The organism is Streptomyces sp. NPDC002520 (assembly GCF_053595235.1).
In genome coordinates this window covers 22,577-44,334 of the sequence record NZ_JBSFXG010000056.1, presented here as the reverse complement: position 1 = coordinate 44,334, position 21,758 = coordinate 22,577, and the positions used below count along the sequence as shown (strand labels likewise).

General features: G+C 71.5%; 17 protein-coding genes. 7 read left to right on the top strand and 10 right to left on the bottom strand.

Annotation, left to right across the window (positions count from 1 at the left end; genetic code table 11):
- The 4 genes from ACWD5D_RS41740 to ACWD5D_RS41725 form a co-directional block, all read right to left on the bottom strand.
- Nucleotides 1–534, bottom strand: a 534-nt coding sequence (locus tag ACWD5D_RS41740) for a hypothetical protein (RefSeq protein ID WP_451377984.1), incomplete at its 3' end; no start/stop codon positions are given.
- The gene (locus ACWD5D_RS41735; RefSeq protein ID WP_451377983.1) at nt 527–1,249 is read right to left on the bottom strand and encodes a T4 family baseplate hub assembly chaperone; all 723 of its coding nucleotides are present in this window, start codon (nt 1,247–1,249) and stop codon (nt 527–529) included. The genes ACWD5D_RS41735 and ACWD5D_RS41740, both read right to left, overlap by 8 nt.
- Nucleotides 1,250–1,283: 34 nt before the next feature.
- On the bottom strand, nt 1,284–1,808 hold the full coding sequence (locus tag ACWD5D_RS41730) for a phage tail protein (RefSeq protein ID WP_362685951.1): 525 nt from the start codon (nt 1,806–1,808) through the stop codon (nt 1,284–1,286).
- 34 nt (nt 1,809–1,842) lie between these two features.
- Nucleotides 1,843–3,702 (bottom strand): phage tail sheath family protein, encoded by a 1,860-nt coding sequence (locus ACWD5D_RS41725; RefSeq protein ID WP_451377982.1) that lies wholly within the window; start codon nt 3,700–3,702, stop codon nt 1,843–1,845.
- A 581-nt stretch (nt 3,703–4,283) separates the two neighbouring features.
- Between ACWD5D_RS41725 and ACWD5D_RS41720 the strand changes: the two genes are divergently transcribed.
- Complete coding sequence (locus ACWD5D_RS41720; RefSeq protein ID WP_451377981.1) at nt 4,284–4,532, top strand: hypothetical protein; 249 nt, start codon at nt 4,284–4,286, stop codon at nt 4,530–4,532.
- Between the two features lie 62 nt (nt 4,533–4,594).
- Here ACWD5D_RS41720 and ACWD5D_RS41715 read toward each other — a convergent pair whose 3' ends face one another.
- The 6 genes from ACWD5D_RS41715 to ACWD5D_RS41690 form a co-directional block, all read right to left on the bottom strand.
- Nucleotides 4,595–5,191: a hypothetical protein gene (locus tag ACWD5D_RS41715; protein ID WP_451377980.1), complete on the bottom strand. Its 597-nt coding sequence runs from the start codon at nt 5,189–5,191 to the stop codon at nt 4,595–4,597.
- The gene (locus tag ACWD5D_RS41710; protein WP_451377979.1) at nt 5,181–10,529 is read right to left on the bottom strand and encodes a hypothetical protein; all 5,349 of its coding nucleotides are present in this window, start codon (nt 10,527–10,529) and stop codon (nt 5,181–5,183) included. Before ACWD5D_RS41710 ends, ACWD5D_RS41715 begins: the two co-directional genes overlap by 11 nt.
- 21 nt (nt 10,530–10,550) lie before the next feature.
- On the bottom strand, nt 10,551–13,820 hold the full coding sequence (locus tag ACWD5D_RS41705) for an AAA family ATPase (protein ID WP_451377978.1): 3,270 nt from the start codon (nt 13,818–13,820) through the stop codon (nt 10,551–10,553).
- Nucleotides 13,813–14,640: a hypothetical protein gene (locus ACWD5D_RS41700; protein WP_451377977.1), complete on the bottom strand. Its 828-nt coding sequence runs from the start codon at nt 14,638–14,640 to the stop codon at nt 13,813–13,815. Before ACWD5D_RS41700 ends, ACWD5D_RS41705 begins: the two co-directional genes overlap by 8 nt.
- Nucleotides 14,641–14,953: 313 nt before the next feature.
- Complete coding sequence (locus ACWD5D_RS41695; RefSeq protein WP_451377976.1) at nt 14,954–15,169, bottom strand: DUF4177 domain-containing protein; 216 nt, start codon at nt 15,167–15,169, stop codon at nt 14,954–14,956.
- Nucleotides 15,170–15,300: 131 nt separating this feature from the next.
- Nucleotides 15,301–15,846, bottom strand: coding sequence for a flavin reductase family protein (locus tag ACWD5D_RS41690; RefSeq protein ID WP_451377975.1), 546 nt, complete (start codon nt 15,844–15,846; stop codon nt 15,301–15,303).
- A 577-nt stretch (nt 15,847–16,423) separates the two neighbouring features.
- On the opposite strand from ACWD5D_RS41690, the gene ACWD5D_RS41685 reads away from it, so the two are divergent.
- From ACWD5D_RS41685 to ACWD5D_RS41660, 6 genes are read left to right on the top strand one after another with little or no spacing between them, the layout of a single operon-like run.
- Nucleotides 16,424–17,413: an ABC transporter substrate-binding protein gene (locus tag ACWD5D_RS41685; RefSeq protein WP_451377974.1), complete on the top strand. Its 990-nt coding sequence runs from the start codon at nt 16,424–16,426 to the stop codon at nt 17,411–17,413.
- A gap of 6 nt (nt 17,414–17,419) precedes the next feature.
- Nucleotides 17,420–18,343, top strand: coding sequence for an ABC transporter permease (locus tag ACWD5D_RS41680; RefSeq protein WP_451377973.1), 924 nt, complete (start codon nt 17,420–17,422; stop codon nt 18,341–18,343).
- Entirely contained in the window at nt 18,340–19,188 is an 849-nt protein-coding gene (locus tag ACWD5D_RS41675) for an ABC transporter permease (RefSeq protein WP_451377972.1), read from the top strand. The genes ACWD5D_RS41680 and ACWD5D_RS41675 overlap by 4 nt, the downstream gene beginning before the upstream one ends.
- The gene (locus ACWD5D_RS41670) at nt 19,185–20,039 is read left to right on the top strand and encodes an ABC transporter ATP-binding protein (protein WP_451377971.1); all 855 of its coding nucleotides are present in this window, start codon (nt 19,185–19,187) and stop codon (nt 20,037–20,039) included. Before ACWD5D_RS41675 ends, ACWD5D_RS41670 begins: the two co-directional genes overlap by 4 nt.
- A gap of 6 nt (nt 20,040–20,045) precedes the next feature.
- Nucleotides 20,046–21,143, top strand: a complete 1,098-nt coding sequence (locus ACWD5D_RS41665) for an LLM class flavin-dependent oxidoreductase (RefSeq protein ID WP_451377970.1) — start codon at nt 20,046–20,048, stop codon at nt 21,141–21,143.
- 41 nt (nt 21,144–21,184) lie between these two features.
- Entirely contained in the window at nt 21,185–21,751 is a 567-nt protein-coding gene (locus tag ACWD5D_RS41660; RefSeq protein ID WP_451377969.1) for a YceI family protein, read from the top strand.
- Nucleotides 21,752–21,758 lie beyond the last annotated feature (7 nt).

Genomic DNA, 21,758 nt, shown 5'->3' with positions numbered 1-21,758 from the left:
CGCGGCGCTGGGCCTCGGCGCCGCGGACACGACGGTGGAGGAAGCGGTGTCCGTTCCCGGGAGGATGGGTGCGGACGCCGCCGTCCGGTCCGCGCCCGCCGCCGGGCCTCCCCGCCCGGACGTGCGCGAAACGGCCTGTGGCGCCGCGAACGGCCTCGGCGCGAGGGGCGCGACGGGGCGCAGCAGCGGTGCCTCGGGCAGCGGGCGCGGGGCCGGCCGCGCCTGCGGTTCGACAGGGGATCGTTCCGTGCGGACGACGGTCCGTTCCCGTTCCGTGTGGTGCCGGACCTCGGCGGCCGTCGGCCGGGGCAGGTCCCGTTCCGGTGCGGGTGCGGTCGTTGCGGTGGGCCACAGCGCGGAGTCGGCGGCGTCCGGGTCCGGAGTGCGGGCCCGGACCGCCTCGACGCGTTCGAACGGACCGGGCAGCCGGGGCCGGACCCGGACCGCGTCCGGTGCCGGTGCGGCGTGCCGGGCGATCAGCCGGTCGAGGAAGTCGGGCTCCGCCTCGGGCGCCCGGGAGGAGGAGTCAGACATCCGCACAGAGCTCCAGGTAGTAGCGGCGCCGCAGCGGGCTGAGCGCCAGGATCTCCGGCTCGCTCCAGCCGTAGGCGGTGGCGAGCAGGTGGACGTCGAGGAGCAGGTCCCTGGCCCAGGCGTCCAGTTCGGTCCACAGGTACGAGGCGATGTCGAGTTCGGCGCGGGTGCCGGTACCGCACTCGGGGCAGGCGATGTTGAGGGTCACGTCCGCGCCGGGGTCGGCGGCCTCGACGGCTTCGGCGATGCGCCGCCGCACCGGTACCGGCAGCGCGTCGGCCGGGTGGGCCGTCCCGTCGTGCTCGGCCGAGACCAGGCAGCGGGCGAGCAGCGCGGCGCGCGGGTCGGCGGTCCGGGCCGCGCTCGTCAGGTCGGCGGCGGAGGGCAGCCGGAAGACGATCTCCCAGCCGTCCTCCGCCAGTCGTACGACCGGCGATGCGGGTGCGCTCAGCGTCCGGGCGAACTCCCCGGCGTCCAGCTCGAACTCCATGTCCGCGCCGCACGCCCGGCACTCCGTCCGTACCTGCATCCGCTCCCCGAACAGGGCGCGGCGCAGGGCGAACAGGTCGGACTCCCGTTCGCCCAGCGGTACGGCCGTGATGTCGGCGCCCGTCGGGCGCGCCGTGCGGTGCAGCAGCAGGGCGCGCCCGGCGGGCGCCTCGGCGAGCCCCGCCTCCCAGGTGGCCAGCAGCCCGGCCGCCCCGGTGATCGCCATGTGTTTCCCCCGGTTCTCCTCAACTCACTTCGGATCAGGCAGGGTTGAGGAAGGAGGGCTCCTCGGGCTCGGGCACCTCGTAGTCCCGTTCCCAGCCCTCGCACTCGAGCTTCAGCGACTGGATGGCCACCGCGTTGGCGTTGGCGTCCAGTTCGCCGAGGACCTGGTACTCGCTGGGCCAGGTCCGGTAGAGCTTGTGCGAGACGGCGACCTGTCCGGCCTCGTTGAGGACCTGTATGACGATGTCCTTGCGGAAGTCGGCGAGGGAGACCTCGGAGCCGAGGCCGGCGCCTACCTGCCAGACCTTGTTGGCCCAGCGGTCGAACTCGGGGTCGTGGGTGACCCCGCGCTCCAGCGTGATGCCCTCGAACTCGGAGCGACCGGGGGACTTGCGCGGGGAGGAGGGGTCGCCGCCGTTGCGGTGCTTGACGACCTCGGTGGTCCGCTTCAGCGGACTGATCTTGCTGATGCCGGCGACCGTACGACCGTCCCACAGGACCAGGAACTTGAAGTTCTTGTACGGGTCGAAACGATGGGCGTTGACGGTGAACTCTGCCATCGGATTCCTTCAGCTCTCCAAGATTCCCGTGGGCCTACAGCTCGAACTGGCCGGACGTCTGCTGGATTTTGACGATCACGAACTCCGCCGGGCGGACCGGTGCGATGCCGACCAGGACGTTGACGATGCCGTTCTCGATGTCCTCGGCGGTCGTGGTGTCGCTGTCGCACTTGACGAAGTAGGCCTCGCGCGGGGTGCCGCCCTTGAAGGCGCCCTGCCGGAACAGCGTGTGCAGGTACGAGGAGGCGGTGAGGCGGATCTGCTGCCACAGGTTCTCGTCGTTGGGCTCGAACACCACCCACTGCAGGCCGCGTTGGAGGCTCTCCTCGATGTGCAGGGCGAGCCGTCGTACGGGCACGTACTTCCACTCGCTGTCGAGCGCGTCGGAGCCTTCCAGAGTGCGGGCGCCCCAGACGGTCGGGCCGGTCAGCGGAAAGGTGCGCAGGCAGTTGACGCCGAGCGGGTTCAGCAGTCCGCTCTCGCGGTCGGTGAGGCCGACGGTGAGCGAGTGGACCCCGGCGAGGCGTGCCTCGGTGCCGGCCGGTGCCTTCCACACGCCGCGCTCGGAGTCGGTGCGCGCGATGACGCCGGCGACCGCGCCGGAGGGCGGGAAGGAGCGCAGCCGCCCGGTGAGCGGGTCGGTGAGCTGCAGGTGCGGGAAGTACAGGCCCGCGTGGTTGCCGCGTACGGCGTCGAAGGCGGCGAGGCCGGCGCGTGCCGAGTCCACGCTCACCCAGGTGCTGGGGGCGTCCACGAGGAGGAAGATCCGCCGCTCCTCGCACAGCCGCTGGGCGGCCGAGACGACGGTGACGGCGTCCTCGGTCTTCTCGTACGCAGCGAGTTCGGGCAGGACGAGGAGGTTGACGTCGGCGACCTGGCGCAGGGCCTGGATGCCGGTCTTGTCGGCCTCGGAGCCGATGAGGTCGCGCGGTCCGGGGGCCTCGCCGTCCTCGCCGCCCGCGAGCGGGAAGACCGGCGGGTTGACGGAGGCCTCCAGGCCAAGGTCGTTGGCGCACTCGCCGAGGAAGCGGACGACGTCCTCGGGGTCGGTGGAGCCGGCGACGACCTGGACGCGGCGGCCGAAGGCGGTCACCTCGGCGCCCGCGAAGGCGTGCTTGCCCGGAGCGTCGGGCAGGGCGCGCAGCTTGCGCTCCAGCAGCAGCGCCAACTCAGCCACGGAGGACGGGGCTTCGCCGTCGCAGTCGGGCTCGTAGAGCGTGAACTCCCGCTCCACGTCGCCGATCTTGACGGTGAGGTCGACGGCCAGATCGGGCAGACGGTGACCGAAGGGCTTGGATACGGTCCCGGACGGGTCGGGGCGGCCCTCGCCGACCACCTCGACGCGGATCAGCCGGGAGCCGGCGTTGATGACCGTGGGCGCGTAACGGTCGTCGGACGCGTCCGTGGACAGGCCGGTGAAGCTCTCCCGGGCCTCGCCGCGGGCATCGTAGACGCGCAGGTTGAAGGTGTCATCGGGGCAGGGCGTGTCCTGGTCGACGGCCACGCGCAGTCCGTTGCCCCACGCGCCGGGTTCCTTGGCGTGCACCTCGAGGACATCGCTGTCGCTGTGCCCCTCGGTGGACTTGAGGGCGACGCGGGCGGCCTTGCCGCTGCGGGCCTTGGTGACGCGGACGACGACGGCGACGGTGCCGCCGTTGCCGAAGAACTGGTGGACCGCGTAGCCCACGGCGCTGCGTGCGCTCAGCCCGCCGAAGCGGCGCTCGAACTCCGCGAAGCTGGTGACGCGTACCGGCTCGTTCAGCGGACCGCGCCGGGTGTGACCCACGAAAGCGGTCACCGACGTGGTCAGGGTCGAGATCGTGCGGGTGCTGCTGGGAAGCTCTTCGACGTAGACGCCGGGGTACGTCGGCTTGGCGGCGTTCACCGCGCTCATCGGCTTTCCCCCTCCTAATCCCTGTCTGGGGCACCGGACGAAGGCACCAAGAGAAAGACAGCGGAGGGACATGTTCCGTATCGGCGCGGCAAACGTCCGCACGCCTGGACGGCAGCGGTCGAGCGCACCGCATCAGTTCCCCCGTCGACGCCCGGACGGTCGGTGTCCGGGTCAAGCAGTGCGCTTGCGACTCCTGATGCTCTAGTGCTCGCTCCACCCTAGTTGTGCGGCGAGTTGGCCCAGCAAGGCCGCTTCCGGCCATGCGCGGGAAAGGTTCGGTGAACGCTCACTCACGGTATCCACACATGGTGCCCGCGCGCCCCCGACGAAGATCCCACACCTCCCCCACGGCGGGCGACGGCGTTCCCGGTGACCCGCGGCCGGGCACGCGCGGTGACCTGGGACCCAGCGCGCCGCCCGCCTTTCCGGGCGGCTCCCGGCTCCGCGAGGACTCCCCGACTCGCACACAAACCGTCGTGGCCGGTTCCGCCGGGGTGTGTGTCCTTCGAGGCCGGCAGTCGTTGTCAGTGGCCTCGCCCAGAGTTCCCGTCACTTGATCATCGCGGTGCGGAAAGGCACGTATGGGGTGGGTGTCGGCCGGCGACTACGAGGTCGCCCTCGACGCCCGACGTCTGAGCCGGCACGGCATCTCGACTGCGGGCGAGATCCTCGACGAACTCCACGCGGCCGCGACCGAGCGCTCCCGCGACGTCTTCGGCCGCCTCCTCCCGACCGACACGGACCGCTTCACCCGAGCCTGGCTGACCGCGGCGCGCTCCACGGACGAACTGGACCTCGCCCTGTGCGCGACGGCGTGGGTTCCGGCGTGATCACCGGTCATGCGTGCGCGCCCCCATGACCGCGGTTGTCGATCGTGGTGTGCGTTGTCGGCTCACCCGGACAGTGGGAGGTCGATCCCGTACTCGCCCAGCCGGCTGACCAGTTCACAGCGGCGGGCCCGGACAAGGCTGCCACCGGCGAAACGGATGTCGTCGGTGACCTCGGCAACTGCCGTCTCGGGAGGAACGAAGGCCGCTGCCGCCTCGTCCGTGGCGAACTCGGCCTCGGCCATGACCAGGCCATGCAGCGGCGGTTCGAAGACATCGACCCCCATGGGAGGCACGCTCAGACGGGTCTTGGACAGCGCAGAGGCCGGGAGCGAAGCGAGCAGCTCGTACTCACGAGGGGACAGTGTGATGCTGGTGACCAGCCCCTGGACAGCACCCGGTCGTTCGGCGGGCGTCTTCTGCGTGAGCTTGAACACCCGCGTGCCGCTGTCCAGGCTCTCGTCACACCGCAGACGTAGGCGTGTGCCCGTCAGGTACCGGTCGGTGATCCGGCGGCGGGCGGTGACGACGGCCGCCGCCGGCGGGCCGGCGAGCAGGAACCGCCGTTCCCGCTCGACCCGCCCGTATGTCCCGTCCCGGGCGGCACCTTCCCACACCGCGCCGTGATCGACGGCTCGGCCTGACGGTGAGTCAGCCGGCATCGTTCGCCGTCCTGCCCGAGGTGAGTCGGGTGATGCTCTGGCGGAGGCGGCGGCTGTCCAGTGAGGCGACTGAGGTGGCCGACTGGAGACATGCTTCGAAGCAGGCGCGGTACGGGTGGAGCGCCACGGCGAGGTCGGGGTGGGACTCGGCGAACTCGGTCAGGTCGGCCAGGTCCCTGGTCGAGGCGTCGGCGAGGCGGCTGAGGTCGCCGAGGCGGTCGAGGAGTTCGCCGAGGCGGCCGGCCGCGGTGGCTCCGGCCAGTGCCAGGGTCAGGTCGCGGGGCGTGCGCGGCGGGTGGCTGAGGAGACGTTCGACCGCCAGGGTCTGGTGACGGTTGCGCCATGGGGTGGCGGGCAATTGGCTCAGGGCGCGGGAGACCGGCGCGGCGTCGGCGACCAGCGGCTCCCGGGCCGGTGGACCGCCGAGGTTCCGTACGCCGAAGCCTAGGGTCGACAGTGCCTGGCAGGCGTGGCCCACGTCCCACCACATGGCCCGGTCGTCGAGGACGATCTCGCGGGAGAGCAGGGAGACGATCCGGTCGTTGACGGCCGCGGCGACGGCACCGGCGTGGTGCGGCTGCAGCCGGGCCGCCAGCCGGAGCAGCAGCACTCCCACGGGCACGTCGACGTGCTCGACCACCCGCGCCCAGCCGACCTCCTTGAGTGCCTCGAACACCACCGGTGCCCCGACATTGTCGTCGAGGCCGGTCAGGAGTGCGGCGAGACCGACGGCCGGTTCCAGGTCGGCGAGGATGCCCAGCCGCAGCCGCCGTTCCAGCTTCACGTGGTCGATCTTCGGCACCAGTTCGAGTGCCCAGCGCCGCTCCCACAGCGCCATGGTGCGCAGGATGTCCCGGATGACCCGCGGGCTGGAGACGGTGGTGATGATGAGCTTCTTCAGCTCGTACGTCATCGTGGTCCAGTCCGTGTGGAGCGCCTGGGTGGGCCCGACCCCTATCCGCGCGAGGTGCAGCGCCGCCGTGTACTGCTCGGACGGGTTCTGCAGCAGCTGCAGTTCCTCGGTGAAGATCTTCATCAGCATCGCGTCGCCGGTGAGCCCCCGGTAGACGGGCTCGCCCAGTCCCGCCACGTCCTCGAGGGCCGCGAGCAGCCCGGCCGCCGCGACCGGGTTCTGGTACATCTCGCTGCGCGTCCGCCAGGCCAGCCGCGACTCCTGCGTCGAGTGGACGGTGCGCATCGTGAGTCCGCCGTACTTGGTGAGCAGCCGGGTGACGAATCCCCGGTCGACATGGTCGAGGACATGCAGGAGCTGCGCGAACTCCCCGCCGGTCCGCACGGAGTCGAGCCGGTCGAGCCAGACGTCCGGCCGGTCGACGATCTTGCTGGTCTTCTGCAGGAGGGCGGCCCCGGAGATCCCGTCGGTGTGCCGCATCGTGCGGGCGATCTCCCGGCAGGCCTCGGCGACCGGGATGGTCTGCGCGTTGGCCAGCCGCTGCGCCAGTTCGCGCACGTCGAACGTCTGGGCGTACCGGTGGGCGGCGTTGGGATACAGGGCACGGGCCAGTCGATGGAACTCCGCCTGCGCGTCCGGGGGATACCAGACGCTCATGCCCGCCAGCAGGTCGTCGATGCCGACCTTCTCGCGCAGCCGCTGCAGGAAGCCCGCGCCCAGTTCGGGGTCGGCTCCGAGCCGCAGGGCCAGCCGGGGACCCCACACCCGCCGGGACGTCGTGAGCGTCTGCGCGACGAGGTCGACCATCAGGTCCAGGCAGGTCGCCCGGTACGACACCTGCGCCTCCCACAACCCCTTCACCACGTGGTACTTCACGGACGGGCGAGGGTCTCGCTGCAGCCAGTCGACCACGGTCGGCTCGCCGAACGCGTCGCCCAGCCGCTGTGCGAAGGTCCTGCCCCGCTGGTGGTAGGGATCCTCCACCGCGTACGTCACGGACAGCAGCATCCCCGCGGCCCGGGGGTCGTTCCTCGCCGCCTGGGCGAGCTTCGTCACGAACTTCTCGTCGGGTTCGAGGTCGGCGGCACTGCGCACCGGTCGCCCGGTGGGGGCGGACAGCAGGAGGCAGGCGCACCAGGCGTGCAGACTCTGCACGACACGCAGGAGTTCGACGGTCTCCATCGGCGAGGCGCGGCGCAGCAGGGTGCGGAGCGCGTCCAGGTAGCGGCCCCGGTCCCAACTGGTGTCCACGGCCCGCTTGAAGATCTCGTTGCGGTGCATGCCCGAGGTCCGCCGCAGCTCCTGCAGCGCGGTGATGACGTCGCGAGGGCTGCTGTGGTCGAGCGCGGGCTGGAGCAGGTGCTGGTACTCGTCGATCATCTCGGCCCACTCGGTCCGCTCCACCTGACGGCGCAACATCATCCCGGCGAGCATGACGGCGAACCCGTCCTCCGCCTTGACCCGGTAGTCGACCAGCATCTCCGGACCCGGTTCCCGGTCGACCGGGTGGTATCCGGCGGCGTCCTCGTAATGGACGTCGGTGTCCTCCGCCACGCGCCGCCACAGCCGGCGTTGCAGCCTCAGGGCCTGCAGCACCAGGAAGTAGTCGGCGGCCGAGGTGGGGCTCAGGCCGGTGACGACCTCCGCGACCCGTTTGACGATGATCTCGTTCAGTTCCGCGCTCTGGAACCACTCGATCAGACTGAGCAGGTGCAGGCGTTCCTGCGTGGTTCCCTCGCCGCTGTCGACGGCGACGTTCACCTGGACCTTCAGCCACGGGGCGACCTCGTTGAAGTCGAGCCGGCCGGTGGACATGGCGTGCCGGATTCCACGGATGACATTCACCAGGTCGTGCAGCCGCAGCGGTGAGGGGTCCTCCTTGAGCAACTGCGTCAGCCGCAGGACGAAGTCGTCGGTCGTCTCCTCGTCGAGCGAGGTGCCGAGCGCGGTGAGGCAGCGGGCGAGTTCCGCCGCCTGCGCTCGCTGGAGCCAGTCGTGGAGCGTGCGGTCGGCGCGGGTGCGGGCGAGGAGATCGGCCGCGACCTGGGCACGGTAGAGCCGGGCGCCGAGCAACCACGGCAGGACCTCGCGGGGGGCCTCGCGCATGAGTTCCTCGACCTGGGGCCGCACGAGCTCGACGACCTTCTCCCGCACCCGTCGCTCAGCCGCCGGGGGAACCAGGTCGGGCGCGTGGGGGTCCTCCTCGATCTGCAGCGCCCGTCGCAGGATCCGCTCGCTGTCCTCGACGCTCGCGATCCTCGCCAGTCCCTGCCCGGCCAGGGACTCGACACCAAGGATCTGCCGCTGTTCCTCGGTGAGGTCGGCGAGTGTCTCCTCGGGAACTCCCGCATGGATCAGTGAGGTCGCCGCGGCCCGAGCCACGGCCTCCTGCTCCCGACGGCCGCCCAGTTCGTCGAAGCAGGCGAGGAAGGGGTCGTCGCCTCCCTCGGCGCCCATCTTCCTGATGACCACTCCGGGGTCCCGGGTGCCGTCCTCCCGTTCGACCTCGGCCAGCCCGGCCCGGCGGTCCAGAGTGCCGGGGTGGGCGCGGTTCGCCCGCTCGACGAAGTCCCTCAGGCGCTGCTTGCCCACGATGGACGGCACGATGTCGACGTTGTCCGTCTTCCACTCGTTGGTGGCCGAGATGTCGTACTCCAGAACGGCGAGCACGCTCGACCGGACGGCTTCCGACACCATGGGCAGCAGGGCGCCGACCGCGTTGTTGCCGCCCTGGAGCGGCAGCAGACCGTCCAGGATCAGCAGGAACGGCGTGGTCCCGTCGTGCTCCAGCAGAGCGGTGGCGTGGTGGCAGGCCTCGATCAGCGGGTCCCGGTCGGGCAGTTCGCCGTGCCGGGACCGGAGCGCCTGCACCTGCCAGCCCTCGCCGCGCAGCTCTTCGGCCAGCAGCCGGGCGATGGTGGTCTTACCACTGCGCGCGGCGCCGCCGACGACGGCCAGGCGCCTGCCCTGCACGGTCCGCTTCCGGGTGCCGGCCTGCTTCCTGGCCGCGTTGCCCGCGTTGCCCGCTTTGCCGTGTGCGGGGGCCGGCTCCGGCTTCTTCTGCTTCGTCCCGTGGAAGAACCCGACCAGGTCGTCGGCCTCGTCCATCGGGATGTCGCCGGGCCGGGGCTCCAGCGGATCGGGCACCCAGCCCAGGCGGGCCAGCTCCTCGATGTGGCGGGCACGCTTCCAGTCGGCCCAGCGCTCGCCCCAGACGGCGGTGGCGGCGGCGTCCAGGGTCGGGGCGGCGGGCACGTCGGCGAGGGCCGTACTGCGGTCTCCCGGGCCTGCCAGGACCCAGCCGCTCGCGGTGGGGGCGAGGACGGTGGTGACGCCGACCTTCGCGAGCGCCTCCACTCGGGCGGACAGTTCCGGCGCCGCCATCGGCGCGAAGCTCTGCCCCTCCGTCCGGGCGCCTACGGCCAGGACGTCGGGGCGGGACGGCAGTTCTGTCGCCGCCGCGAGGATGTCGAGCGCGTAGCCGAGCGCGATCGTGGGGTCGTCGGCGTGCTGCCAGGCGGGCCACACTCCGGCCGGCAGGGGCGGCCTCGCGGCCGGGCCGGCGACTCCGAGCGTCGCGAGCAGCCCGGCCACCGCCTCCCATGCGGCCATGAGGTGCGGTCCGGCCCACTCGAGGGGCCGGACCCACGCGGGCCTCCCGGCCGGGCCCGCACCGTCCACGGCCGGTGCCGCCCCGGCCGCCGTCACCGCCGTGATCTCCACACCCGGTACGGTCTCCGTGCCCGCCGCGTTCTCCGTGCCCGCCGCGTTCTCCGTGCCCGCCGCGTTCTCCGTGCCCGCCGCGTTCTCCGTGCCCGCCGCGTTCTCCGCCGTGGCAGTCGGCGTCCCCGCCGTGGCCGGTTCGCCGGTCAAGGTGATCGCGAGGTGTCCGCCGGGCGCATCGAACACCGCCGCGTGCGTCGGCCCCCTCCGGGGTCCCTCTCCGTCACCATCGCCATCGCCGTCGCCATCACCATCGCCGTCGCCGTCGTCCTCGGGCGAGGAGGCCGCGGGGCCGTGGGCCCACAACGTCGCGAGTTGCTCCAGCACGTCGTCGGACAGCTGATCGATGACACGGCGTATGGGGGCGGGCGTCCCCGCCGCCTCGTCGGGCTCCGCAGACTCCGCCGAGGCACCCTGCGCGTCACCGTCCAGGTAGGCATCGGCGAGGAGGGCGAGGCCACTGTTCTCGGTCACCGTCAGCCAGTCGGGCAGGGAGGCGACGACGGCGGCGGCGTCCGGCCCGTTCACGAGTGTGCCGATCCAGTCGCCGTCGAGGTCGAACTCCCCCAGTGCGACCGCGAGTTCGGGTCCGCCGATGTCCTGGGTGGCCGCACGGTTCAGCAGCAGGAGGACTCCGGCCAGCCGATCGCGGACGAACGCGCTGCCGGGCGTACGAGCCGCGGAGTGTGGTGCTGTTGCCATCCCGATTACCTCCTGGTGCCGTTACCGCGGCCCGCCCGGCACGGGGCTTCGTCCGGTCCGGGCGCGCAGCAGGGCGAGCGCGCGGGACGTCGCCACGATCAGGCCGTCGGGGCCGTGCGAGCAGATTCCGGCCGGCAGTCCGTCGAGTGGCCAGCGGGTGCCGAGTCCGTTGACGGTGCTGTGGGTGTCCAGCCAACTGTCGTCCCGGTCGCCGCCGGCGACGGCGAACCAGTCGGCCGTCAGGTGAACGGCCCGTACGGCGTGTCCGAGCGGTGGCACGAAGCCCGCGAGCGGGGCGGCTCCCCCCACGAACGTGCAGGCGCCACCGGCGTCCACGATCGCCGCGGTCTCGCCGTCGGCCGAGGCCACCAGCCGCACGGGATTCGGGCACAGCGCCACCCTCCTGGGAGTGGCCGAACCTGCCGGAGCCCACCGGTGGACCACTCCGTCGAGGGTGGCCACCCAGACGACCGGGTCGTCCCGCCGGCCGGCCACGGCCAGGGCGACGACGGGCTTGCGGAACACTTCGGCGCGCACGGGGTCGGCGCTGGTGGCGGACAGCAACTCGACGGTGTCGCCCTCGGCCAGGGCGAGCAGGCCGGCCGGGTGCGACGCGGACGGTCCGGGCAACTCGCCGGTCCCCTGTCGCAGCACCTGACCGTCGCCTGAGGAGTCCCGCGTGCGGCGAAGCACGGAGCCGTCCGCGAGGACGAGCAGCGCGCACGCACCCTCGGCGTCCCCGGCGACTTCGCCCTCCTCCGGCTTCCCGGAGACTTCACCCTCCTCCAGGTCACCGCCGGCTTCGCTCCCCTCCAGGTCACCGCCGGCTTCGCTCTCCCCCGGATCCCCGGCGTCCGATATCGCGTGCAGGTCCCTGAGCGGTCCGGCCCCGGGCCTCGACGCCTCCTGCTCACCGCTGGCGCCGTTCCACCAGATCAGCGTGCCGTCGTCGTGCGCGGTGATGAGGGAGCCCGGTCCGGGTTTCCCGGCGGCCGACACGCGCGTGGTCGCGTGACGGTCACGGACTCCCGGGTTCGCCCAGAGCACCTCCAGTGACCCGCCGGGCGTGCTGACGGGTCCGACCGCCCGCGCGAGTTCGGTGAGACTCCTCCGGGTGGCCGCGAGGGCGAGGGCGAACCGCCGTTGCTGCGGTGTCCCGCGCCGGGGCTGGCTGTTCCATACGGCGGTGCGGGCCGCCTGGTCCGGGCCGCGCAGGGCGCGCACGGTGCGCGTCATGGTGGGGCCGGGCAGCGCGAGCAGGAAGTCGGGGTCGTCCAGCAGGAGTTGCATACCGCTGGTGGGGTCGGCCACGGCGGCGGCGAGGACGGCGAGCAGGTGCGGCGGGACGTTCTCCCAGCCGTGGTCGGCCACACGGAGCTCGTCGAGCAGGTGGCGCAGCACGGTACGGCGGGGCCCCTGCGCGCCGGCGGGCGCCGGGTGACGTGGCCGCCATGCGCCGTGGACGTCCCCGGCGTCCCCCTGTTCCGGCTGTCCGGCGGGGGCGTCCCGCCGCACGAGGAGGGTCCCGCAGGCGGGCAGACAGGCCGCCAGCTCCACCGCCGAAACAGGAACGGCGACAGGAGCGGGCCCTGCCGTACTCGCGAGACGTGAGGCGACGGCGGCCCAGGTCCGCACATCGAGGAAGAGGTCGTCGCCGAAGGAGCACAGCGCGGTCAGGGTGTCCGCCACTGCTGTGGCGGCCTGCGGGAGGAACTCCCGCAGCGTGCGGCGGAGCAGGCCGTCGAGCCGTACGACGGCGGCCTCGCGTGCGCGTTCCAGCGCTCCGGTGCCCTCCCGGACCAGGATGTCCGCCGCGGCGACGGCCGCGGCGAAGCAGCCACCGCAGATCTTCTCGAGGGCGGTGACGACACCGTCGGGGACCTGCCCGGCGTAGGCGAGCCGGGTCCGCAGATAGGCGCCCACGGACGAGGCCCCCTGGTGCACCGGGGCGTCCAGGTCGAGGATCAGGCGTGCGGGGCGGTCGGACAGTTGCCGAGCGGCACCCACCACCACCCGGACGGCCGGTAACGCGGCGAGCGGCTCGACCAGTTCGGTGAGTACGGTGACCGGCTCCCTGGCCTCGTCCAGGTGGTCGACGACGATGCCGCGGACGGCTCCTGGGCTGTGTTTCCTGAGCTCGGCCAGCAGACCGGGGACGCTCGTGGAGGTGAGCCCGAGGGACCTGGCGATGTCGGCGGCCAGCCGGTCGGGCGTACCGTCGCGGGCGTCGACCGCGGCCAGGGTCAGGTCGCCGGCCGGCAGGACGCCGTGCCGGGCCACCACGGGGAGCCTGTCACGCAGTTCGCCGGACGCCGTGGTGACGATGCGGCCCAGGAGCGCGGTCTTGCCGCTGCCGTGCGAGCCGGTGAGCCACAGTACGGGGGCCGTTCCGGTGCCGGTCAGGTGGTCGAGGAGGGTGCGCAGTTCGGCGTCGCGGCCGGTGAAGTACCAGCCGGGCGCCGCGTCGTTGACCACGCCGCGGGAGACCCAGCCCCAACCGGGAGGCATCCAGGTCGGCAACTCGGTCGGCATGTAACGGGGGTTGGGCAGCGCACGGCAGCGTGGATCACCGTGCCCGGCCACGGTCCGCGCCCGCTGGCTGGTGCGGGCCAGGGCTTCCTGTACGGATTCCATCACCTGGGTCAGGTCCAGGTGCGGTCGGTCGGTGGAGGGGACGGCGGCGTCACGCAACGCGGTGGTGAGGGCCTGGGAGAAGACGGTCTCCAGGGCCTCCTCGGTGCGCCGGGCCGCCGCCACGACCCACAGGTCCAACTGGTCGTCGTCGTTCCGGTGGACGGCCTGGGCGATGGTGTCCAGCAGGGCCTGCTCACCACCGGGGGCGGCACCGCACGCGTCCAGGATCAGCAGGACCTGGGCGAGGTCTCTGCGCTGCCACAACGCCCTGATCAGTTCGGCCGGTTTCGTGACAGCCCGGTCGTCCATGTCCTGCTGGTTGTCGGGTGCCTCGTATTCCGTCGGCGCCAGCACCCAGTCCGTTCTCAGTTTGAAGCCGTGGCCCGTCGCGTAGACGACCAGGGTCGCCGTTCGCGGGCCCGTGTACTTGGCGGCCTCCCCGCTCCAGTTCTGCAGGGCGTCCCGGAGGTCGCTGTGGGACAGCGCGTCCCCGTCGCCGTCCGCACCGGGGAACAACTCGGTCAGGCCGAGCGCGCCGAGGCCCGCACGGACGGCCCTGACCTCTTCCGGCACCTTCTCCAGGTTCGCGAACGACCCGCCGTACACGGGGCGTCCGGAAATACAGAAGTAACCCGGGTGCCGCGCGCCCTCAGTCAAGTGCCACCTTCACCGATCGCGCGGTGTGGACGTTCTTCAGGTACGCCGTGACATCGTGGGCGGTGCCACGGGAGTTGGACGCCGGAAAGTCATGGATCTTCCCCGCGAACAGGCCGTGCAGCTCCTTGACCGAGGCGACGGCGTCCTCCTTCGCGGCGACGTTGACCCAGGTGGCGATGCCGGTGGGCCAGGGAGCCTGACAGGCGTCGACGAACGGATGCAGTTCGCGCAGCACCGGGCGCAGTCCCAGCGGTGAGCCGAGGGTGATCAGCGTGGTCGCGGACGTCGCGGAGTGGGACCTCAGCCAGTCGTAGGCGACGACGCTCCCCAGCGAGTGGGCGATCACCAGGCGGGGCCGGGACTCCATCGCGGCGCTGAACTCGGCGCTGACCGCCTTCTTGAAGTCGTCGTCCCGCAGGTAGCGGGCCACCTGTTTGACGAAGCCGATGATCCCGGCGGCCGTGCCGCCGAAGAACTTGCGCGACTGGAGAACGCGGATCGCCCATTGCACGCCCCGCGGGGCGTATCCCGCCTTGCCCACCGCCTCGCGTGACGGGTCCTCGACCGCTTCGGCCAGTGCGACCAGGAGATCCTCCTCGACGCCCGGACGCAGGTCGCCGAGCACGTACTGCCAGGCCGTGCCGGCCTTCCCGTCGTTGTACAGGTGCCCGTAGAACGCGCACTCCATGGTGAGTTCGTCGGCCTCGTCGAACCTGACGTTCTCCAGGCCCTCGCGCAGAGCGGCCAGCCACGAGTCGTGCATCTCGCTGCGGCTCGACCTGTTGGCGAAGATCCCATGCACCGCGACGACGTCCGCCATCACACCACCCCCGTTTCATCCCCTGCCCCGGCGCATCGCCGGGTGAGAACCCGACATGAGGCAAGTCCTCACCCGCAACGACACGGGGACGCCTGTTTCCTCCGCGCGGAAAAGGTCGCACGGTCTGCCGCGCGGCGTCGCAGGCTCCCGAACGCGTTGACGCACCGCCATTTGATGACCAAGGCCTGCCGCGATTATGACAGGCGAGACGTCATCACGGCCGCGTTCTCGCTCAACGGACCATCTGTCCGGGACTGCCCGCTGCCCCCACGTGCTGACGGCCGTCCTCCGGGACGGCCGACGACGGCAGTCCCTACTGACGCGGCCGTTCGAAGGTGAGCAGAAGTCCCTCGACCGCGCCGGGCCCGATGCGCCCCTTCACGTCGGCGGACGTTATCGCCTTCAGCCCCCAGCCGTCCTCGGCATGCTTGTTGAGGACCTTCTCCAGCTTGCCGGCGTCCAGGGCATCGCCGATCAGCGACTCCCGGAAGGTGACGACCTTGTACTCGTACGTGTAGGGCTGGCTCATGGCTGCGGGATTCTCCTGCGCGGTGGGTGCGGTGACTGCCGGGGCCAGTCAATCACCGTTCCACGGCGAACGGGCCCCGAGATACGTCAACGGCCCCTGAACCTGCGATCACCGAACCGGACGGGTCGGGCTCAGGCAGGGGCGTCGAACCCCGCGTAGGTACGGCGGTAGTACACGAGCGGCGATCCCGAGGGGTCGGAATCCCCGGCGACGATCAGCCCGATGACGATCTCGTGGTCGCCGGCGGGGACGACCTGGTACAGCTCGCAGACCGCGTGCGCGGTCGTGCCCGTGGCCAGGACCGGCAGGCCGCCCGGCCCGGGCCGCCAGTCGACGCCGGAGAACTTGTCACCGCCGGAGGCCGCGAACCGGTTCGAGATCGCGTCCGCGCCGGACGCCAGCACGTTGACGCAGAAGCTCCGCCGCCGCTTGATCTCCCCAAGCGTCTGCGAACCCCTCGCGATGCAGGTGAGCACGAGCGGCGGTTCGCACGACAGGCTGCACACCGCACCCGACGTCATACCGACCGGCGCGCCGTCCGCCATCAGCGTGGTGACGACGGTGACGCCCGTCGGAAGTGCGGCGGCGAGCGATCGGAAATGGTCGGCCTCAACTCCGTAACCCGCCAGATTGACTATGGGGGACATCGACATGCAGTCGGTGAACGCCGTGCTCATTCGGACTCCTCGAATGTCATGGCAGAGAGGTATCGCCGGTTCAGCGAAGCAGGGAATACAGGCCCGGCACAATCTTCTGTGCAGAATCCGACACGGTGCGGGTGCGTGGTCGTCGCCCGCGAGCGGCGCCGGCGCCGTCACCAGGTACCTCGCCACCTGCGGCGGGAGCCGCCCGTCGGGCCGCTTTCGCCTCAGGTGCCGCGCTCCGCCCGCAACCCGGCCCATCGCCGGCAAACGGCAACCTCCCCGGCCGGAGGCGGAGATCCCTTCAACAATTCACGCTGCGCGGCATCGGGTCAAGACATTCGTCGGCCGTCGCGAAGTGCAGGATTCCACACGGAGATTCATTGACCCGTGCGGCCGAGGTCGGCTTTTATTCGGCGTCGTTAGAGGCTCATTCCCGAGCGGTGACGAGCAGTCATTCCGCCGGGCACTCACCAGCGCAACCGTCAGTGCGGACCGTTGCGATCGGGGGCTGTCGAGGCCGCACCCGTCACTCCGGCAACAGTGAAGGGAAGGTGCATCGTCGATGACAAGCCGAGCACAAACATGTCGGCCGGGCCGACTCGCTCGATGTGTGTACGTCATTACGGCCGCCGTCTCGGTGTCGGCCCTGGCGTCCTGCTCCGGTTCTCCGGGGGCGACGTCGGCCGCGCCCGGCGGCGGAACCCAGGCCGCGGCCGGTAGAACCGCGTCGACGATCACGGTCGACGCGCCGCCGAACGCCTCCAGCGCCGCCGCGGCGTACGGCGCCTCGTCCGGGACGTTCGAACATGCGGGCATCAAGGTCGCCATGCACACCCACCAGGGCGCCCAGTCCACGATCGTCGGGCTGATGTCCGGCGCGTACCCGATCGTGTGGGCGACCGTGCCCGACGCTCTCGCCGCCCAGGCGAAGGGCGTGCCGATCTCGATCGTCGCCCTCGGTGACCAGGGGGCGCCAGGTCAGATCCGGGTGCTCAGCCGATCCGGCTCGGGGATCACCAAGCCGGCCGACCTGGTCGGCAAGAAGGTCGCCATCCCCTCGCCCACCTCCTCCTGTGCCCTCGCCGTCCCGAACCTGCTCAAGGCCGCCGGCGTCGACGCCAAGAAGGTCGAGCTCGTGACGGTGCCCCAGGTCGACCACGAGAGCACCCTGCAGAACAAGGTCACCGACGCGGTGTGCACGCCCGAGCCGTTCCAGAGCGAGATCAAGCAGCACCTCAAGACGAACGTGGTGCTGGACGTCTTCACCGGCGGCAACAAGGACATGCTGATCGGGGCGTACGTCGCCACCAACGCGTACGTGCAGAAGAACCCGAAGGCGGTCACCGCCTTCCGCGACGGTCTCACCGCCGCCAACCGGAAGGCGGACGCGGACCAGAGCGTCGTCCGCGCGCTCATCCCCAAATACAGCGGCGTCACCGACGAACTGGCGAAGAGCATCACGCTGCCGACGTACATCCAGAACGTGACGGACACGGCCGCCTTGCAGTCCCTGGCCGACCTCATGGTGGCCAACGGCCTCCTCACCGCCAAGATCGACGCCGGTAAGTCGTTCGCCGCGCCGGCCCCGTCCGGGAGCTGACCGGTCATGTCCACCTGGAAAACGACCAGCCCGGGGACGGTGGGGCCCCGGGCCCGCACAAAGACCGGCGAGGGCGGCGCGGGCACGGCGCGGAGCACCGCGACGGCCTCGACGGCCGCGCCACGGCACCCGGGCCGGTCCGCCCGGGGCGCACGGGCGGCGGCGCGCAGCGCCTTCGTCCGCGGGCTGGTCGGCCTTCTCGCGATCTGCCTCGCCGACCAGTTGGTGAGCTGGTGCGGCCTTGTCGAACCGCGCTATCTGCCACCGGCCACCACGATCGTGGCCCGGCTCGGCGAGTTGCTCACCGCCTCGCGCTTCCTGTCCGACATCGGGCACACGCTCGCCTCGGCCGGGCTCGCGATGGTGGTGGCCGCGCCGGCGGCGGTGATCTGCGGGTTGCTGCTGGGGCTGTTCCCCGCGGCCCTGCGGGCCACCCGGGTGGTGATCGACGTGCTGCGACCGCTGCCGGCGGTGGCGCTCATCCCGCTGCTGACACTCACGGTCGGGCTCGGGCAGACGAGTGTGGTCCTCGCGGTCGCCATCGCGGTCTTCTGGCCGATCCTGCTCAACACGGTGCACGGCGTACAGGACGTGGACGGGGTCGCTCTGCAGACGGCCGGCCTGTTCGGGGCGACGTGGCCGCGCCGGGTGTGCACCGTCGTCATCCCGTCGGCGGCGCCCGCCATCGGCGCCGGTGTGCGCATCGCGGTCAGCCTGGCGCTGGTGGTCACGGTCGCAGCCGAACTGATCATCGGTACGACCCAGGGGATCGGCGCGTTCATCCTCGACTCCAGCCGGGGCGGCTTCCACGCCGACCTCGTGTACGCCTCGGTGGCGGTCGCCGGACTGCTCGGCCTGGCCGTGAACTCCGCGGCCACCGCGATCGAACGGCGCGCGTTCCCGTGGCACGGACGAGAGGGGACGTCATGACCCTGACGACAGCCGGCCTGATCCGCCGGCCGGCGGCCCGCCAGGTCCGTCTGCTGGCCAGGCTGGGCAAGGGCGCCGTGGCGCGGTTCGGGGTGCTCGTCCTGCTGCTGCTCGTCTGGCAGTGGGCGGCGAGCGACGCCGGCAACCTGTTCTTCCCGCCGCCGACCGACATCTTCCACCGGATCCTCGTCGACTGGTTCTCCGGCCCGGCCACCCACCTGTTCGTGACCGCGGCCTTCATGGCCGACGTCGCGCCGAGCATGGGACGGATGCTGACGGGCTGGCTGCTCGGGTCGCTGATCGGCGCGGCGGTCGGGGTCCTGGCGGGCGCCGTACGGACCGCGCGTCAGATCATCGACCCGCCGGCGCAGTTCCTGCGGGCGCTGCCCACCCCGGCTGTCGTACCCGTCTTCCTGCTGCTGTTCGGGGCGTCCACGGGCATGCGGGTGACGCTGATCGCGTTCGGCTGCGTCTGGCCGGTCCTGCTCAACACCATGACCGCGGCGGCTTCCGTCGATCCCCGGCTGCGGCTCAGCGCACGGGCCCTGCACCTGAGCCGGTGGCGCCAGTTGGTGCAGGTGGTGCTGCCGTCGAGCGCGCCGGCCATCGCGGCCGGGATGCGCATCGGGCTCGCCCTCGCGCTGATCCTCATGGTGCTCTCCGAGTGGGTGGTGGCCACCAGCGGTCTCGGCTTCAGCCTGATCACCGCCCAGCAGCACTTCGACATGACGGGGATGTGGGCCGCCATGGTGCTGCTCGCCGTCGCCGGCTACCTGGTCAACACCGTCTTTCTCACCGTCGAGAGCCGGCTGCTGCGCTGGCACAAGGGGGTTCGAGGCAAGTGACCGACGCGCAAACGACCCGGACGTCGGTGATCGACGTGAGCGGGCTGTCGCACACGTACGTCGCCAAGGGCATGACGCACCACGCGATCGCCGACGTGTCCTTCACGGTCTCCCCCGGGGAACTCGTGTCGATCGTCGGGCCGTCCGGCACCGGCAAGTCGACTCTGCTGCTCTGTGTCGCCGGCCTGCTCAAGCCCACCTCGGGCGAGATGAGCGTGCTGGGGGAGCCCGTACGGGGAGTCCCCACCGATCTGGCGATCGTGTTCCAGGACTACAGCCGCTCGCTGTTCCCGTGGCTGCGGGTGGGCGCCAACATCGAGTTTCCGCTGAAGGCGACGCACGTACCGCGCGCCGAGCGCAGGGCGCGGGTCCAGGAGTCCCTGGAGGCGGTGGGCCTGGCCGACGCCTCCGACCGCTACCCCTGGCAGCTGTCCGGCGGCATGCAACAGCGGGTCGCCATCGCCCGCGCCCTGGCGTGCCGTCCCAAGGTCCTGCTCATGGACGAGCCGTTCGCCAGCGTCGACGCGCAGACCCGGGTCGACCTGGAGGACCTCACCCTGGCGGTGCGCGACCTGTTCGGTGTCACGGTCCTGTTCGTCACCCACGACATCGACGAGAGCGTCTACATCTCCGACCGGGTGATCGCGCTGACCCGCCCGCCCGCCACCGTCGCGGCCGACATCCCGGTGGCGCTGCCGACGCCTCGCGACCAGATCGCCACCAGGGCCACGGCCGACTTCGTCAAGCTCCGCACGGAGGTGGCGAACCATCTGCGCCACCCCGATTCCCAAGATCCACCGCGACGAGGCCCCGCACCGTTCGATCCCGCATCCATCGGATCCAAGGAGTAGACCGTCATGCGTTTCTCGGTATACCTGAACGCCCAGTCCCCGGGGCCCGACCACGACCTCGACGTGATCGACGCGGTGACGGCGCAGGCGATACTCGCCGACCGCAGCGGATTCGCCGGAGTGTGTCTCACCGAGCACCACTTCACCGGCTACAACACCTACGGCAACCCGTTCACGTTCGGGGCGTACCTGGCGCCGCAGCTGACGAACGCGCACGTGGTGCTGTCGGTCGCGGTCCCGGCGCTGTGGAACCCGATGAACTTCGCCGAGGCGTGCAACACCCTCGACATCCTCACCCGGGGCCGGTGCATCATCGGCGTCGGCACGGGCGGTTCCCCGCAGGAGTACAAGGGTCTCGGCCGGGACCCGATGCAGCGCGGCGCGCTCATGGACGAGGTCATCCGGATCGCGGAGCAGGCCACGCGCAAGACCCTGGACGATCCGGACCTGGAGTACGCCACGCCGCACTCCCAGGGCGTGCTGACCCGCCGGATCATGCCGGCCCCGTACACCAGGCCGGGGCCGCGGTTCGGCCGCGCCGCGCTGTCCGACGAGGGCATCGTCCACACCGCCGAGCGCGGGTGGGTGCTGATGACCGCCCGCGAGGCCGTGCCCGAGACCGCCCGCAAGTGGCGGCTCTACCACGACACGCTGAACGCGTCCGGCCACGACGAGGAGACGCTCGCCTTCGCCCGGGAGTGGTCGATGGTGCAGAAGATGGTCTACGTCGGCGAGAGCGACGAGTCCGCGATGGCCGACGTCGCCGGTCCGCTCGACTACCTCGCGGAGCAGTCGAAGAAGTCGTTCGGCGGGACCGCGAAGGGGGCCGGGTTCAAGAACAGCATCGTCGGCGTCTCGGCCGTGGACCGGGACGGCTTCCTGGAGAAGGCCATGATCGTCGGCGGCCCGGAGACCGTGGCCCGCAAGATCGGCGAGTACGAGGACGCCGGCGTCGGCCACATGACGCTGGTCTTCCTCTACGGGCAGATGAGCCCGGCTCTCGGCGCCCGCTCGATGCGCCGCTTCATCGACGAGGTGATGCCCCGCTTCACCGACCCGGTGCAGACCGCCGAGCACGTCGCGTACTCCGCCACCACCAGCTGACCGACCCCACACCGCTCACGAAACCCGAGAAGGGGAACCTTGTGACCACCCTGCACAGCGTTACCGAGACTCCGCTCCAGCCCGGCGCCTGGACCATCGACGCGGCCCACTCGCTCGTCGAGTTCTCCGTACGGCACATGACCGTGGCCCGGGTGACCGGCCGGTTCGGTGCCGTCAACGGCGCCGTCGACGTCCCGGCCGACAACCCGCTCGGCGCGACCGTACGCGCGGACATCGACGTCGCCTCGGTGAGCGCCGGTCACCCCAAGCGCGACGAGCTGATCCGCTCCGCGGACTTCCTCGACGTGGAGACCCACCCCGTCATCACCTTCACCGGCGGCCCGGCGGAGCCGACGGCCGACGGGCGCTGGAACATCCCGGGCGACCTCACCATCAAGGGCGTGACCCGGCCGGTGGTGCTCGACACCGTCTTCGGCGGGGTGATCTCGCACCGTGGCGCGATCCGGGCCGGTTTCTCGGCCGTCGCCGAGATCAACCGCAAGGACTTCGGCGTCACCTGGAACGCCGCACTCGACTCCGGCGGGGCGATCGTGTCGGACCTCGTCCGGATCACGCTGGAGATCGAGCTCGTCCTCACCCAGTCCTGACCGAGCG

What these genes read in the sequence shown, in the direction of transcription:
- ACWD5D_RS41695 (WP_451377976.1), bottom strand. Translation starts at nt 15,169, where the DNA reads ATGAGCCAGCCCTACACGTACGAGTACAAGGTCGTCACCTTCCGGGAG.
- ACWD5D_RS41680 (WP_451377973.1), top strand. Translation starts at nt 17,420, where the DNA reads ATGTCCACCTGGAAAACGACCAGCCCGGGGACGGTGGGGCCCCGGGCC.
- ACWD5D_RS41690 (WP_451377975.1), bottom strand. Translation starts at nt 15,846, where the DNA reads ATGAGCACGGCGTTCACCGACTGCATGTCGATGTCCCCCATAGTCAAT.
- ACWD5D_RS41715 (WP_451377980.1), bottom strand. Translation starts at nt 5,191, where the DNA reads ATGCCGGCTGACTCACCGTCAGGCCGAGCCGTCGATCACGGCGCGGTG.
- ACWD5D_RS41675 (WP_451377972.1), top strand. Translation starts at nt 18,340, where the DNA reads ATGACCCTGACGACAGCCGGCCTGATCCGCCGGCCGGCGGCCCGCCAG.
- ACWD5D_RS41700 (WP_451377977.1), bottom strand. Translation starts at nt 14,640, where the DNA reads ATGGCGGACGTCGTCGCGGTGCATGGGATCTTCGCCAACAGGTCGAGC.
- ACWD5D_RS41735 (WP_451377983.1), bottom strand. Translation starts at nt 1,249, where the DNA reads ATGGCGATCACCGGGGCGGCCGGGCTGCTGGCCACCTGGGAGGCGGGG.
- ACWD5D_RS41710 (WP_451377979.1), bottom strand. Translation starts at nt 10,529, where the DNA reads ATGGCAACAGCACCACACTCCGCGGCTCGTACGCCCGGCAGCGCGTTC.
- ACWD5D_RS41665 (WP_451377970.1), top strand. Translation starts at nt 20,046, where the DNA reads ATGCGTTTCTCGGTATACCTGAACGCCCAGTCCCCGGGGCCCGACCAC.
- ACWD5D_RS41725 (WP_451377982.1), bottom strand. Translation starts at nt 3,702, where the DNA reads ATGAGCGCGGTGAACGCCGCCAAGCCGACGTACCCCGGCGTCTACGTC.
- ACWD5D_RS41720 (WP_451377981.1), top strand. Translation starts at nt 4,284, where the DNA reads ATGGGGTGGGTGTCGGCCGGCGACTACGAGGTCGCCCTCGACGCCCGA.
- ACWD5D_RS41730 (WP_362685951.1), bottom strand. Translation starts at nt 1,808, where the DNA reads ATGGCAGAGTTCACCGTCAACGCCCATCGTTTCGACCCGTACAAGAAC.